The following is a 14,785-nucleotide window of genomic DNA, read 5'->3' as shown; positions in this document are numbered from 1 at the left end:
CTCGTAAGTAGCATGTCGGTGGGACGCGCCCCCGGGGCGCCCCGCAGCAGTGCCATCCCGCACCTGGAGGAGAGCCAACGTGCCTCGTACCGCTAGGGACGTCGTCTTCGTCGACGGCGTCCGCACCCCGTTCGGCAAGGCGGGCCCGAAGGGCATTTACCACGAGACCCGCGCCGACGACCTGGTCGTCAAGTGCATCCGGGAGCTGCTGCGCCGCAACCCGGATCTGGACCCGGCCCGTATCGACGAGGTCGCCCTCGCCGCCACCACCCAGATCGGCGACCAGGGCCTGACCCTGGGCCGTACCGCCGCCATCCTGGCAGGGCTGCCGCAGTCCGTGCCCGGCTTCTCCGTGGACCGGATGTGCGCCGGTGCGATGACCGCGGTGACCAGCGTCGCCGGCGGGGTGGCCTTCGGCGCGTACGACCTCGCGGTGGCCGGCGGTGTCGAGCACATGGGCCGGCACCCGATGGGCGAGGGCGTGGACCCCAACCCGCGCTTCGTGTCGGAGAAGCTGGTCGACCAGTCCGCGCTCTTCATGGGCATGACCGCGGAGAACCTCCACGACCGGCTGCCGCACATCACCAAGCAGCGCGCCGACGAGTACGCGGTGCGCAGCCAGGAGAAGGCCGCGAAGGCGTACGCCAACGGCAAGATCCAGCAGGACCTGGTGCCGATCTCGGTGCGCCGCACCAACGCCGAGGCCGGCGAGACCGGTTGGGGCCTGGCCACCGCCGACGAGCCGATGCGCCCGGGCACCACGCTGGAGAACCTGGCCGGCCTGAAGACCCCGTTCCGCCCGCACGGCCGGGTGACCGCGGGCAACGCCGCCGGCCTCAACGACGGCGCCACCGCCTCGCTGATCGCCGCCGAGGACGTGGCGCGCGAGCTGGGGCTGCCGGTCAAGATGCGCCTCGTCGACTACGCCTTCGCGGGTGTGGAGCCCGAGGTCATGGGTATCGGCCCGGTTCCGGCGACCCAGAAGGCGCTGGCCAAGGCCGGTCTGACGATCGACGACATCGGCCTGTTCGAGATCAACGAGGCGTTCGCCGTCCAGGTGCTCTCGCTGCTCGACCACTACGGCATCGCCGACGACGACCCGCGCGTCAACCAGTACGGCGGCGCGATCGCCTTCGGCCACCCGCTGGCGTCGTCCGGTGTGCGTCTGATGACGCAGCTGGCGCGGCAGTTCGAGGAGCAGCCGGAGGTCCGCTACGGCATCACCACCATGTGCGTCGGCTTCGGCATGGGCGGCACCGTTATCTGGGAGAACCCGCACCACAAGGGGGCAGGCAAGTGACCACCACCGCTGAGCTGTTGAAGGGTGCGGCCGAGCTGTTCCCGGACGAGGTCGTGACGCAGGCGCACGTGCGCCATCTCGACCTCCCCAAGGGCGCGGGCCGGTTCGCGCTCATCACGCTGGACAACGGCCTGGACCACACCAAGCCGACCACCTTCGGCCCGCAGTCGCTGGCGAACCTCAACGTCGCCCTCGACCAGGTCGAGAAGGAGGCCGCGGACGGCGCGATCGTCGGCGTCGGCATCACCGGCAAGCCGTTCATCTTCGCCGTGGGCGCCGACCTCAAGGGCGTCGAACTGCTCAAGCGCCACGAGGACGCGCTGGCCATCGGCAAGGGCGGCCACGACGTCTTCAAGCGGCTGGCGACGCTGGCCGTGCCGACCTTCGCGTACTACAACGGCGCGGCGATGGGCGGCGGTGTCGAGGTCGGTCTGCACTGCACCTACCGCACCGTCTCCAAGGCGCTGCCGGCCTTCTCTCTGCCCGAGGTCTTCCTCGGTCTGGTCCCCGGCTGGGGCGGCTGCACGCTGCTGCCGAACCTCATCGGCGCGGACAAGGCGATCTCGGTGATCATCGAGAACTCGCTCAACCAGAACAAGCAGCTCAAGGGCAAGCAGGTCTTCGAGCTCGGCATCGCGGACGCGCTCTTCGAGGGCGCGGACTTCCTGGAGCGGTCGCTGGACTGGACCGCGTCGGTGCTGACGGGTGGGACCGAGGTCAGCCGGCCCGAGGTCGACCGCGGCGAGGCGTGGGACACCGCCGTGCAGCGCGGCAGGGCGATCGCGGACGGCAAGGTGCACGGCGCGGCCCCGGCCGCCTACCGCGCGCTGGACATCATCGCGGCCGCCAAGAACGGCGACCTGCGGCAGGGCTTCGACGCCGAGGACCAGGCGCTGGCCGACCTCATCATGGGCGGCGAACTGCGCTCCGGCATCTACGCGTTCAACCTGGTGCAGAAGCGCGCCAAGCGCCCGGCCGGCGCGCCGGACAAGTCGCTGGCCCGCCCCGTCACCAAGGTGGGCGTGGTCGGCGCCGGTCTGATGGCCTCCCAGCTGGCGCTGCTGTTCGCCCGCCGCCTGGAGGTCCCGGTCGTCCTCACCGACATCGACCAGGCCCGCATCGACAAGGGCGTGGCGTACGTCCACGGCGAGATCGACAAGCTGCTGCTCAAGGGCCGGGTCAACCAGGACAAGGCGAACCGCCTCAAGGGCCTGGTCTCCGGCCATCTCGACAAGGCCGCCGCCTTCGGCGACGCGGACTTCGTCATCGAGGCCGTCTTCGAGGAGATGGGCGTCAAGCAGCAGGTGTTCGCCGAGGTCGAGGCCGTGGTGCCGGAGCACGCCGTGCTCGCCACCAACACCTCGTCCCTCTCGGTCACGGAGATGGCGTCGAAGCTCAAGCACCCCGAGCGGGTCGTGGGCTTCCACTTCTTCAACCCGGTCGCGATCCTGCCGCTGCTGGAGATCGTCCGGGCCGAGAAGACTGACGACGCGTCGCTGGCCACCGCCTTCGCGGTCGCCAAGTCGCTGAAGAAGACGGCCGTGCTGGTGAAGGACGCCCCGGCGTTCGTCGTCAACCGCATCCTGACCCGCTTCATGGGCGAGATCCAGAACGTCATCGACGAGGGCACCCCGGTCGCCGTCGCCGAGAAGGCGGTCGAGCCGCTCGGCCTGCCGATGTCGCCGCTGGTCCTGCTGGAGCTGGTCGGCCCGGCGATCGGCCTGCACGTCTCCGAGACGCTGCACGGCGCCTTCCCGGAGCGCTTCACGGTCTCCCCCAACCTCAAGGCGGTCGTCGAGGCCGGCAAGCGCGGCTTCTACGTCTACGACTCCGGCGCGCCGGAGCTGGACCCGGAGGTCGCCGCGCTCCTGAAGCAGGGCGACTCCGTGCTGACCGAGGAGCAGGTGCGCGACCGGGTGCTGGACGCCGTGGCGCAGGAGATCGGCCTGATGCTGGACGAGGGCGTGGTCGCCGAGGCGCAGGACATCGACCTGTGCCTGATCACCGGCGCCGGCTGGCCCTTCCACCTGGGCGGCATCACGCCGTACCTGGACCGCGAGGGCGTCTCCGAGCGGGTGACCGGCAAGAAGTTCCTGGCGCGGGGGATCGCGAGCGTTCCCGCGTAAGGGGGCGCAACGGACCTCCGCACCGCGGGCGTCGACGCGCGGACCGGCTCGGTGGAGCCGGTCCGCGCGTCTTTCGCGTGGGCGGACGCGTCCGCCGGCGGTGCCGCCCGTGGCAGGCTGGCGGCATGGATTCCTTGGTCATCGTCGATGCCGCGAACGTCGTCGGCTCGGTGCCGGACGGCTGGTGGCGGGACCGGCGCGGGGCGGCCGAGCGGCTGCGGGACGCGCTGCCCGGTCGTGCCGACTCCGGGCTGCCGGGGCTGGTCGAACCGCCGTTGGAGCTGGTGCTGGTGGTGGAGGGCGCGGCGCGCGGGGTGACGTCCGTACCGGGCGTGCGGGTGGTGTCGGCGTACGGCAGCGGCGACGACGCGATCGTGGAGCTGGTGGCCCACGAGGGCGCCGGGCGGGACTGCCTGGTGGTCACCGCGGACCGCGGGCTGCGGGAGCGCGTACAGGCGCTGGGCGCCCGCGTGACGGGACCCCGGGCGGTGTGGGGTGGAACGGGGCGCGGCGGGGCGTCGTAGCCCGCGAGAGCGGCGCGTGCCGCCGCGCGGCCGTCCGGCCTACGGCCGGGCCCCGGCCGCGGCCCGCTGCCGCTGCCGGAGGCCCAGGCGGCTGTGCGAACGGCCGTAGACGAAGTAGAGGACGACGCCGAGCGCCATCCAGATCGCGAAGCGGATCCAGGTCTCGGCGGGCAGGTTGAGCATCAGCCAGAGCGACGCCAGCACCGACAGCAGCGGGACGTACGGGACGAACGGGGTGCGGAAGGCGCGCGGCAGGTCGGGGCGGGAGCGGCGGAGCAGGACGACGCCGACGGCCACCACGACGAAGGCGAAGAGCGTGCCGATGTTGACGAGTTCGGCCAGCACGTCGATGGAGGTGAAGCCGGAGACCACCGCGACGACGACGCCCAGCACGACGGTCGAGCGGTGCGGGGTGCCGAACTTGGGGTGCACACGGGAGAAGACCTGCGGCAGCAGCCCGTCCCGGCTCATCGCGAAGAACACCCGGCTCTGGCCGAGCAGCAGGATCATGCACACCGAGGTCAGGCCGACCGCCGCGCCGAAGCTGATCAGGCCCGCGTAGAAGGGGTACCCGACGTGCTTGAAGGCGTCGGCCAGCGGGGCGTCGACGGAGAGCATGCTGTATTTCTCCATGCCGGTGACGACCACCGACACGGCGACGTAGAGCAGGGTGCAGATGGCCAGCGAGCCGAGGATGCCGCGCGGCACGTCGCGCTGCGGGACACGGGTCTCCTCGGCCGCGGTGGCCACGATGTCGAAGCCGATGAAGGCGAAGAAGACCACCGCGGCGGCCGCGAAGATGCCCATCACGCCGAAGTTGGACGGGGCGAAGCCGAACATCAGCTGGGAGAGCGGCGCGGCCAGCCCACCGCCGGCCGCACTGGGCCGGGTGGGCGGGATGAACGGGTCGTAGTTGGCGCCGGAGACGAAGAACGCGCCGGCGATGACGACCAGCAGCACGACCGCGACCTTGACGCCCACGACCACCGTCGTCACCCGGGAGGAGAGCTTCATGCCGAGCACCAGGACGGCGGTGAGGACCAGGACCAGGACGCAGGCGAGCAGGTCGAACCCGAACCGCCCCTCGTGGCTGCCGGACAGCGCCGCCGGCAGGCGCAGCCCCCCGGTGTCCAGCAGCGAGCGGACATAGCCGGACCAGCCGACGGAGACCACCGCGCACCCCAGGGCCAGCTCCAGGATGAGGTCCCAGCCGATGATCCAGGCGGGCAGCTCGCCCAGCGAGGCGTACGAGAAGGTGTAGGCGGAGCCGGCGACCGGCACGGTGGAGGCGAACTCCGCGTAGCACAGCGCCGCCAGCGCGCAGACCACACCGGCGACGACGAAGGAGATCGCGACGGCGGGTCCCGCCTGCTCCTTGGCGATCTTCCCGGTGAGCACGAAGATGCCGGTGCCGATCACCACACCGACGCCGAAGACGGTCAGGTCCAGCGCCGAGAGGGACTTCTTGAGGGCGTGCTCCGGTTCCTCGGTGTCCCGGATGGACTGCTCGATGCTCTTCGTCCGCAGGACGCCCCGGTCGCGGCGCGTCCCCTCCCCGGGCCCGTGTCCCGGCCCGTTCCCCTGCGGCCCGTGTCCCTGTGGTCCGTGCTGTGTGCTCATGGGCGAACCTCCGCCTGACGACCTCGCGACTGCGCTGAACTGACCGAGTCTCCGCAATGTCGGGAAGGGGGCGCCGTCGGCGGGCCCTCGGGGGGCGGGGATTCACCCGATGGGTGGGGCATCGCCCCGGACGCCGATGGGCCGGCCGGACGTCCGTGGGGACGTCCGGCCGGCCCATCGGGCGGGCGGTGCGGGCCGCGGTCAGTCGCCGGCCACCTCGGCGGGCTCGGGGGCGCGGTTGTCCATCTTGGCGACCAGGCCGGTCACCTGGCGGGCGATGTCCGGCGCGGTCAGCCCGATCTCGGCCATGACCTCCTTGCGGGAGGCGTGGTCCAGGAACCGCTCGGGGATGCCGAAGTCGCGCAGCGGGACGTCCACACCGGCGTCCCGGAGCGCCTGGGCGACGGCCGAACCGACGCCGCCGGTACGGATGTTGTCCTCGACGGTGACCACGACCCGGTGCTCGGCGGCCAGGCCCGGCAGCGCCTCGTCGACCGGCTTGACCCAGCGGGGGTCGACGACCGTGGTGGAGATGCCCTGCTTGTCGAGGAGGTCGGCGACCTCCAGGCACATCGGGGCGAGCGCGCCGACCGACACCAGCAGGACGTCGGGCCGCACGTCGGTGCCGGCGGCGCGCAGCACGTCCATGCCGCCGACCCGGCCGACCGCCTCGACCGCCGGGCCCACCGCGCCCTTGGAGTAGCGCACCACGGTCGGCGCGTCGTCGACCTCGACGGCCTCCCGCAGCTGGGCGCGCACCTGCTCGGCGTCGCGCGGCGCGGCGAGCCGCAGGCCGGGGACGACCTGGAGGATCGACATGTCCCACATGCCGTTGTGCGAGGCGCCGTCGGTGCCGGTGACGCCGGCCCGGTCCAGGACGAAGGTGACGCCGCACCTGTGCAGCGCGACGTCCATCAGGACCTGGTCGAAGGCGCGGTTGAGGAAGGTGGCGTAGACCGCGAAGACCGGGTGGAGTCCGGCGGTGGCCATGCCGGCGGCGGAGACCGCGGCGTGCTGCTCGGCGATGCCGACGTCGTAGACCCGGTCCGGGAACGCCTTGGCGAACTTCTCCAGGCCGACCGGCTGGAGCATGGCCGCCGTGATGGCGACGATGTCCGGGCGCTCCCGGCCCAGCGCGACCATCTCGTCGCCGAAGACGCCGGTCCAGTCCTTGCCGCCGGAGGAGATCGGCAGGCCGGTGTCGGGGTGGATCTTGCCGACGGCGTGGAAGCGGTCGGCCTCGTCCTGGAGGGCGGGCTGGTAGCCGCGGCCCTTCTCGGTGAGGCAGTGGACGATGACCGGGCCGCCGAAGCGCTTGGCGCGGGCCAGCGCGGACTCCAGCGCCTCGATGTCGTGGCCGTCGATCGGGCCGACGTACTTCAGGCCCAGGTCCTCGAACATGCCCTGCGGCGCGATGAAGTCCTTCAGGCCCTTCTTGGCGCCGTGCAGGGTCTCGTAGAGCGGCTTGCCGACGACCGGGGTGCGCTCCAGGATGTCCTTGCCGCGGGCCAGGAAGCGCTCGTAACCGTCGGTGGTGCGCAGGGTGGCGAGGTGGTTGGCCAGACCGCCGATGGTCGGCGCGTAGGAGCGCTCGTTGTCGTTGACGACGATGACCAGCGGGCGGTCCTTGGCGGCGGCGATGTTGTTGAGCGCCTCCCAGGCCATGCCGCCGGTGAGGGCGCCGTCACCGATGACGGCCACCACGCGGTCGTCCCGGCCGCGGACCTCGTTGGCCTTGGCGATGCCCTCGGCCCAGCCCAGGACGGTGGAGGCGTGGCTGTTCTCGATGACGTCGTGCGCGGACTCGGCGCGGGAGGGGTAGCCGGAGAGGCCGCCCTTGGCCTTGAGCGCGGAGAAGTCCTGGCGGCCGGTCAGCAGCTTGTGGACGTAGGACTGGTGTCCGGTGTCCCACAGGACCTTGTCCTTGGGGGAATGGAAGACGCGGTGCAGGGCGATGGTCAGTTCGACCACGCCGAGGTTCGGGCCGAGGTGTCCGCCGGTCTTGGAGACCGCGTCGACGAGGAAACCACGGATCTCCCCCGCCAGCTGTGTGAGCTGCTCCGGGGTAAGCCGGTCCAGGTCGCGCGGCCCCTTGATACGGGTCAGCAATGCCACCCCATGCCTCCTTGCTGCCGTAGGTCGAGCTTGCCGATCAGATGAGTCTAATGTCGCGCCCGCCGCCGGCGCGGCCGGGCCTCGCGATGCATGTCACTCGGGTGAAGGCCCCCTCGAACGCCGTTGCGGGCGGTCGTGGCGGCACCTGGGGCACGGTCCGGCCCCCACCGGAAGACGTCCGGTGGGGGCCGGTTTGCACCGTGATACGGAGACTGTTGCAGTCCTACGACATTTCGCGGCTCACGGGCACCTGGAGAGGGTGCGGCCCGATGTGGCCCCGGGGTCCGGCGTGGCCGCCGTCACACCCCGAGGCGCTGCCGCAGACACCCGACCACCCGCGGTCACGTGCGCCAGAGGCGCTGCCGCAGACACCCGACCACCCGCGGTCACGTGCGCCCCGCGGTCTTCTGGGTCCGCCGCGACACCGAGTCGATCACCACGGCGGCCAGCAGCACCGCGCCGGTGATCATGTACTGGATCTCGCTGGCCATGCCGAGCAGGTTCAGGCCCTGCTGGATCGACTGGATGACCAGCATGCCCAGCAGTGCGGACCAGATCTTGCCGCGGCCGCCGAAGAGGCTGGTGCCGCCGATGACCGCCGCGGCGATGACGTTCATCAGCGTGTTGCCCGCGCCGAGGTTCTTGGTGGCGCCGCCGGAGAGGCTGGCGATGAAGAGACCGCCGAAGGCGGCCAGCATCCCGGAGATCGCGAAGACGGTGATCCGGACCCGGTTGACGTTGATGCCGGCCCGGCGGGCCGCCTCGGCGTTGCCGCCGACCGCGAAGATCTGCCGGCCGTAGCGGGTGCGGCGCACCACGAAGTCCGCGACGACCAGGACGGCGAGGAAGAGCACCAGGGCCAGCGGCAGGCCGCGGGCGCCGGACGGCTCGTTGAGGACGTAGGCGACGGCGAAGGCGATCACCGCCACCACACCGGTGCGCAACAGCACCTCGCCGAGCGGCCGGAACGGCAGGCCCGCGGACCGGCGGCGCCGGGTGTCCAGCAGCAGCGAGCCGGCGTACGCGAGGACCGCTACCAGCGCCAGGCCGTAGGCGGCGGCCTTGTCGTCGAAGTAGTAGCCGGTGAGGTCCTCGACCAGGCTGCCGCTGGGCGTGTTGATGGAGCCTTCCTTGCCCATCATCCAGATCTGCAGACCGCTCCAGCCGAGGAACCCGGCCAGGGTGACGACGAACGCGGGCACCCCGACCTTGGCGAAGAAGAAGCCGTGCAGGACACCGATGACGGCCCCGGCGGCGATCGCGATCAGGACCGCGAGCCAGTCGTTGACGCCGTGGGTGACGCTCAGCACCGCCCAGACCGCCGCGCCCACGCCGGCGACCGACCCGACGGAGAGGTCGATCTCGCCGAGCAGCAGGACGAAGACGATGCCGACGGCCATGATGCCCAGGCCGGAGGTGTAGACGCCGATGTTGGCGAGGCTGCCCGCGGACAGGAAGCTGCTGTTCTCGCACTGGAAGACGACGGCGATGACGATCAGGCCGACGACGACCGGCAGGGATCCCAGCTCACCGCCGCGGATCCGGCGCACGAACTCCCCGAAGTAGCCGGCGAAACCTTTCTCCCTGACCAGCAGCCGGGGGTCGACGGCGGTCGGCTGCGGTGTCCCCGGCGTGGCCTCGGCGGTCTGCTGCTCGGTCTGCTGCTCACTCATCGCCCGCCTCCTTCTTCAGCTGGGTGGTGCGGGCCGTACGGCGGGTGACCGCGTTGTCGTCGGCACCGGTGATGGCGGCGATGATCTCTTCGTGGGAGGTGTCCGCGACGTCGAAGACACCGTTGTTGCGGCCCAGCCGCAGCACCGCGACCCGGTCCGCGACGGCCAGCACGTCGGCCATGTTGTGGCTGATCAGGATGACGCCGAGGGCGCGCTCGCGGAGCCGCTCGACGAGGTCGAGGACCTGTGCGGTCTGCTCGACGCCCAGCGCGGCGGTCGGCTCGTCCAGGATGACGACCCTGGGCTCGCCGATCAGTGCGCGGGCGATGGCGACGACCTGCCGCTGGCCGCCGGAGAGCGCGGCGACCGGGATCCGGACGCTGGGGATCCGGATGGACAGGGTGTCCAGGAGTTCCTTGGCCCGCTTCTCCATGGCGATCTCGTCGAGGACACCGGAGGTGGCGAGCTCGCTGCCGAGGTAGAGGTTGGCGACGACGTCGAGGTTGTCGCAGAGGGCGAGGTCCTGGTAGACGGTGGCGACACCGAGTTCCTGGGCGTCGTGCGGCCTGGCGATGCGGACCGGCGCGCCCTCCCATTCGATGACACCGTCGTCGACCGGGTGGACGCCCGAGATGGTCTTGACGAGGGTGGACTTTCCGGCGCCGTTGTCGCCGACCAGGGCGACCACCTCACCGGCGCGGATCTCCAGTGTGACGTCGGTGAGCGCCTGGACGGCGCCGAACCGCTTGGAGACGCCGCGCAACGCCAGCACGGGCGTAGCGGACACGTGAATCAGCTCCTTCACCGCCGTCGCTGCGGCGGGAGTGGTGGTGCGAGTGCGAAGGGGGCGGACCCCGGCGCCGGCCGGCTGCCGGGCCGGGGTGGCGGGAGCGGGCCGGGCGGGCCGGCCGCCCGCGCTACTTGATGCCCGCCGCCGCGCAGGCCGCCTTGACGTCGGCGGTGCAGATCTGGCTCGCCTGGTAGACCTTGTCCTTGATGATCGTGTCCGCGATGTTGTCCTTGGTCACGACCTGGGCGTCGTAGAGCTTGGCAGGGATGCCCTTGACCTCGCCGCTGAGGCTGTCGACCTTGGTGGGCGCCAGGGAGTCGATCTTCTCGCCCTTGAGCAGCCGGACCGCGATCTCGGCGGTGGTGTCGGCCTGCGGCTGGATCTGCTTGTAGATGGTGAACGCCTGGTCGCCCTTGAGGACCCGCTGCAGGCCCGCGAGTTCGGAGTCCTGGCCGCCGACGGGGACGTTCATGCCGCGCTGCTTGAGGGCGGTGATGATGCCGCCGGCCATGCCGTCGTTGGCGGAGTAGACGCCCTGGATGCCGTCCTTGCCGAGGGCGTCGATGGCCGCGTTCATCTTCTTGTTGGCCTCGTCCGACGACCAGTCGGGGATGTCCTGCTCGTAGACGACCTTCTTGACCTGCTTGTCGAGGACACTGTGGGCGCCCTTCTTGAAGAACGGCGCGTTGGGGTCGGTCGGCGAACCGTTGATCATGACGACGTCGTCGTCCTTGGCGCCGGCCCCCATCGCCTTGACCAGCGCCTCGCCCTGGAGGCGGCCGATCTTCTCGTTGTCGTAGGAGACGTAGGCGGAGATCTTCCCCTCGGCCAGGCGGTCGTAGGCGACGACCTCGACGCCCTGCTTGGCGGCCTGGTTCACCCAGGATCTGGTGGCCTTGTAGTCGACCGGGTCCAGCACGATCACCTTGACGCCCTGGGTGATCAGCGCGTCGAACTGCTTCTTCTGCTCCTGGGTGTCCTGGTCGGCGTTGTTGTACTTGACCTTGCAGTCCGGGCACAGCGCCTGGATCTTCTTGGTGATCAGCGGGCGGTCGAAGGTCTCGTAGCGGGTCGTCTTGTTCTCCGGCAGGAGCAGACCGATGGTCTTGCCGTCCCCGCCGCCCTTGCCGCCGTCGCCGGCCTTGCCGCAGGCGGCGACGGAGAGCGCCATCGAGACGGCGGCGGTGGCTATGACGACGCGGCGCGTCCACACGTGCGTGCACTTCATGGGGTGCCTCCCTGACGTGGCCGCGTCGTTGCGGCCGAGGTGGCTGGAAGTCAACTCGGCCGCCAGCCGACCGTCAAGGAGTAAATCCTTAACGAGATGACAACGGTGCCATGCGTTAGGGGAGTGAACTTAAAGCGCTTTCACGAGGTCATACGGGCGCGGGTGCGTCGGCCTCGCGGGCGCCGTCGAGCAGGGTCGAATCGCCCATCTCGCTCAGGACCAGGGCCAGTGCGCCCAGCACCTCGGCGCGGCCGCCGAGAGTGCCCGGCACGATGCCCAACTGCCGTGCGGCGCTGGGGATCGCGTACCGCGACACCGACTCCCGGATCGGGCCGAGGACCAGTTCGCCGGCCTCGGCGAGATCGCCGCCGAGCACCACCCGGCTGGGGTTGAGCAGATTGCACAGATTCGCCACGCCGCTGCCGATGTGGCGGCCCACGTCCGCGATCACCCGGCGGCATCCGGGGTCGCCCTCGCGGGCCAGCTCGACGACCCGGGCCATGGTCAGGTCGGGGCCGTGGCCGGGCTGGAGCAGCGGGAGGACGTAGCGGGCGGCGGTGAAGGTCTCCAGGCAGCCGCGGTTGCCGCAGCGGCAGACCGGGCCGGACTCGTCCAGGGTGATGTGCCCGATCTCGCCGGCCGTGCCGCCCGGGCCGCGGTAGATCTGGCCGCTGATCACCAGTCCGGCGCCGACGCCGCTGGCCACCTTGATGTACGCCAGGTCCGCCGCGCCGCGGCCGCCGCCCCACACCAGTTCGCCGAGCGCGCCGAGGTTGGCGTCGTTGTCGACGTAGACCGGGACACCGAGCCGCCCGGACAGCTCCTCGCCGGGCTTGGTGCCGGCCCAGCCCGGCAGGATCGCGGTCGAACCGAGGGTGCCGGACTCGACGTCGATGGGGCCGGGGACGCCCAGCCCGACGCCGATGATCTTGCCGGGGCTGACCCCGGTCCGCTCGATCAGCCGGCCGACCAGCTGCTCGGCCCGGGAGAGGCCCTCGGCCGCCGAGGCGTCCACGTCGATCGGCTCGGCCTCCTCGGCGAGCACCTCGTGCGCGAGGTTGCCGACCGCCACCCGCAGATGTGAGTGGCCGAAGTCGATGCCCACCACGATGCCGGCGTCGCCGGAGAGCGAGACGCTGCGCGCCCGGCGGCCGCCCGCGGAGGTGGGCGTCACCTGGACGGTGCCGCCGTCCTTCAACTCGCGAACGATGTTGGAGACGGTGGCCGCGGACAGCCCCGTGCTCCGGGCGATCTCCGCCTGGGTGAGCGAGCCCGCCATGCGCACCGCCCGGACGACCCGCTCCAGATTGGCCCGGTGCAGCGAGGACTGCGACCCCGGAGTCTCCATCGACTCATCCACTCCCGCCTCTGGCGGACAGTGCGACGACTGCCCGCCGGCCGCACCCACGTCGTCGGGGGACGGCAACCGAATTCAACATGTGAACTCTAAGCAGAACTCCAGCGGGGAAGTCTCGTCAAGGCGTTGAGCCCGGGCGGACACCGAGCGGAGGCGGACGGCAACGGTGCGGCAGGGCATGCGGAAAGGGCGGTTCCGGTGCTGCCGTACGGAACCGCCCCGACGAGGCGACCGGCGCTACTTCAGCGCGCCGGCCGTCAGCCCGGCCTGCACCTGCCGCTGGAAGACGACGTACACCACCAGGACCGGCAGCATCGCGATCATCATGCCGGCCATCAGCCCGCCCCAGTCGCCCTGGTAGCCCTGCTGGAGCGCGAGGTTGGCCAGGCCCTGGGTGAGCACGTACTTGCTCTCGTCCTGGTTGAGGACCATCGGCAGCAGGTACTGGTTCCACTGCCCCAGGAAGTTGAAGATGCCGACGCTGATCAGGCCGGGTTTGGCCATCGGCAGCATGACCTGGAAGAACGTCCGGGCGTGCGAGGCGCCGTCGATCATCGCCGCCTCCGCCACCGAGGTCGGCAGGGTGCGGAAGAACGCCGTCATGAAGAAGACGGTGAACGGCAGCGAGTAGGCGATGTAGACGAGGATCAGGCCCTGGTACGTCGCCAGCAGCGGGACGCCGGGGAAGTCCCGCAGCACGAAGAAGAGCGGGATCACCAGCATGAAGACCGGGAAGGACATGCCGGCGACGAAGAGGTAGTAGATGAGGCGGTTGCCGGGGAAGGTGAAGCGGGCCAGGACGTAGCCCGCCATGGAGCCCAGCACCATCGTCCCGGTGAGCGAACCGCCCACCACGATCAGGGTGTTGAGGAACATCCGGCCGATGTCGGCCTTCTCCCAGGCGTTGACCCAGTTCTCGAAGTGGAGCCGGCCCGGCAGGGACCACGGCGTGGTGAGGATGTCGCCGCTGCTCTTGAAGGAGCTCCACAGCACCCACAGCAGCGGCAGGCCCACCATCAGGCCCCACACGAAGAGGATGCCGTGCGAGAAGACGTTGAGCGTGCCGCCCTCGGAGTTCCGGCGCGGCCGTGCCGTGGTGGTTCGTCTCGTCATGCGCCCTGCCCCTAGTACTCGATCCGCTCACGGCGCGCGAAGCGCATCGTGAGGACGGCGAACAGCAGCGTGACGACGAGCATGGCGACGCCCATCGCCGCCGCGTAGCCGAACTGACTGTCGCGGAAGGCGGTTTGGTAGAGGCGGAGCGGGACGACGTCGGTCGCGCCGTCCGGGCCGCCCATGTTGACCGACATGATCTGCACCAGCGCGAACGCGTCCATCGCGATGATGCCCATGTAGACCCAGCCCGTCTGCACGGTGTCCCACAGCAGCGGCAGGGTGATCCGGAAGAAGGTGTGCGAGCGGCCGGCGCCGTCCAGCAGCGCGGCCTCGTAGATGTCCCGCGGAATGGAGGCCATGGCGGCGGAGAACAGCACGACGTAGAAGCCGACGTTGGCCCACACCATCACGACCATGATGCAGGCCAGTGCCAGGCGGCCCTCCCCCAGCCAGGCGCTCTGGAGCGAATCCAGACCGACCGCGCCCAGCAGCGAGTTGAGCATGCCGTCGTGCGGATCGGGATTGTAGATGTTGAACCAGATCACCGAGATGATGGTGATCGAGATGACCTGCGGGAAGAAGTAGACGAATTTGTAGAACTTCGCGCCGCGGACGCCGGTGATGACCGCGCCCCGGCGGGCCCGGCCACCCACGTTCAGCATGAACGCGAAGAACAGCCCCAGCGCCAGGGTGGCGATCGGCACCAGCACCAGCATGACGACGTTGTGTTTGAGCGCGTTCCAGAATTCGTCGCTGTGCAGCAGTTTTCCGTAGTTGGCCAGGCCGACGCTCTTGGCGGTGCCGCGCAGTCCGCTCCATTCCGTGGTGGAGATCTGGAACGCCTGGACGAACGGCGAGAGCACGAAGATGCCGTAGATCAGCAGCGGCAGGGCCAGGAACCCCGCGATGAATCGGTACTTGCCGTGTCGCATGTGC

11 protein-coding genes are annotated in these 14,785 nt (G+C 70.6%); 3 read left to right on the top strand and 8 right to left on the bottom strand.

Annotated elements, in window-relative coordinates:
* Positions 1 to 79 precede the first annotated feature (79 nt).
* The 3 genes from K2224_RS35585 (at position 80) to K2224_RS35575 (ending at position 3,950) form a co-directional block, all read left to right on the top strand.
* Positions 80 to 1,300 carry an acetyl-CoA C-acyltransferase gene (locus tag K2224_RS35585; protein WP_221911237.1) on the top strand — a complete coding sequence of 407 codons (1,221 nt, stop codon included), beginning with the start codon at positions 80 to 82 and terminating at the stop codon, positions 1,298 to 1,300.
* Positions 1,297 to 3,426 (top strand): 3-hydroxyacyl-CoA dehydrogenase NAD-binding domain-containing protein, encoded by a 2,130-nt coding sequence (locus tag K2224_RS35580; RefSeq protein ID WP_221911236.1) that lies wholly within the window; start codon positions 1,297 to 1,299, stop codon positions 3,424 to 3,426. The genes K2224_RS35585 and K2224_RS35580 overlap by 4 nt, the downstream gene beginning before the upstream one ends.
* Before the next feature lie 125 nt (positions 3,427 to 3,551).
* Positions 3,552 to 3,950, top strand: a complete 399-nt coding sequence (locus K2224_RS35575; protein WP_221911235.1) for an NTP pyrophosphohydrolase — start codon at positions 3,552 to 3,554, stop codon at positions 3,948 to 3,950.
* Positions 3,951 to 3,989: 39 nt separating this feature from the next.
* Here K2224_RS35575 and K2224_RS35570 read toward each other — a convergent pair whose 3' ends face one another.
* The 8 genes from K2224_RS35570 to K2224_RS35535 all read right to left on the bottom strand — a co-directional run bounded on the left by K2224_RS35570 (position 3,990) and on the right by K2224_RS35535 (position 14,781).
* A complete protein-coding gene (locus K2224_RS35570; RefSeq protein WP_260693669.1) occupies positions 3,990 to 5,570 on the bottom strand; it encodes an amino acid permease in 1,581 nt (526 codons plus the stop codon).
* A 201-nt stretch (positions 5,571 to 5,771) separates the two neighbouring features.
* Complete coding sequence (gene dxs, locus K2224_RS35565; RefSeq protein WP_221911234.1) at positions 5,772 to 7,685, bottom strand: 1-deoxy-D-xylulose-5-phosphate synthase; 1,914 nt, start codon at positions 7,683 to 7,685, stop codon at positions 5,772 to 5,774.
* Between the two features lie 386 nt (positions 7,686 to 8,071).
* Positions 8,072 to 9,358: a sugar ABC transporter permease gene (locus K2224_RS35560; RefSeq protein ID WP_221911233.1), complete on the bottom strand. Its 1,287-nt coding sequence runs from the start codon at positions 9,356 to 9,358 to the stop codon at positions 8,072 to 8,074.
* A complete protein-coding gene (locus K2224_RS35555) occupies positions 9,351 to 10,154 on the bottom strand; it encodes an ATP-binding cassette domain-containing protein (protein ID WP_221912156.1) in 804 nt (267 codons plus the stop codon). The genes K2224_RS35560 and K2224_RS35555 overlap by 8 nt, the downstream gene beginning before the upstream one ends.
* Positions 10,155 to 10,275: 121 nt before the next feature.
* Positions 10,276 to 11,319 carry a substrate-binding domain-containing protein gene (locus K2224_RS35550; protein ID WP_221912155.1) on the bottom strand — a complete coding sequence of 348 codons (1,044 nt, stop codon included), beginning with the start codon at positions 11,317 to 11,319 and terminating at the stop codon, positions 10,276 to 10,278.
* 205 nt (positions 11,320 to 11,524) lie between these two features.
* Positions 11,525 to 12,724, bottom strand: coding sequence for an ROK family transcriptional regulator (locus K2224_RS35545; RefSeq protein ID WP_221911232.1), 1,200 nt, complete (start codon positions 12,722 to 12,724; stop codon positions 11,525 to 11,527).
* 246 nt (positions 12,725 to 12,970) lie between these two features.
* Complete coding sequence (locus K2224_RS35540) at positions 12,971 to 13,846, bottom strand: carbohydrate ABC transporter permease (protein WP_221911231.1); 876 nt, start codon at positions 13,844 to 13,846, stop codon at positions 12,971 to 12,973.
* 11 nt (positions 13,847 to 13,857) lie between these two features.
* On the bottom strand, positions 13,858 to 14,781 hold the full coding sequence (locus K2224_RS35535; protein WP_221911230.1) for a carbohydrate ABC transporter permease: 924 nt from the start codon (positions 14,779 to 14,781) through the stop codon (positions 13,858 to 13,860).
* Positions 14,782 to 14,785: the final 4 nt, after the last annotated feature.

Source organism: Streptomyces sp. BHT-5-2 (genome assembly GCF_019774615.1).
Classification (GTDB): Bacteria; Actinomycetota; Actinomycetes; order Streptomycetales; family Streptomycetaceae; genus Streptomyces.
Note: the sequence above shows the minus strand (reverse complement) of the source record. Positions and strands in the feature narration are given on the sequence as shown.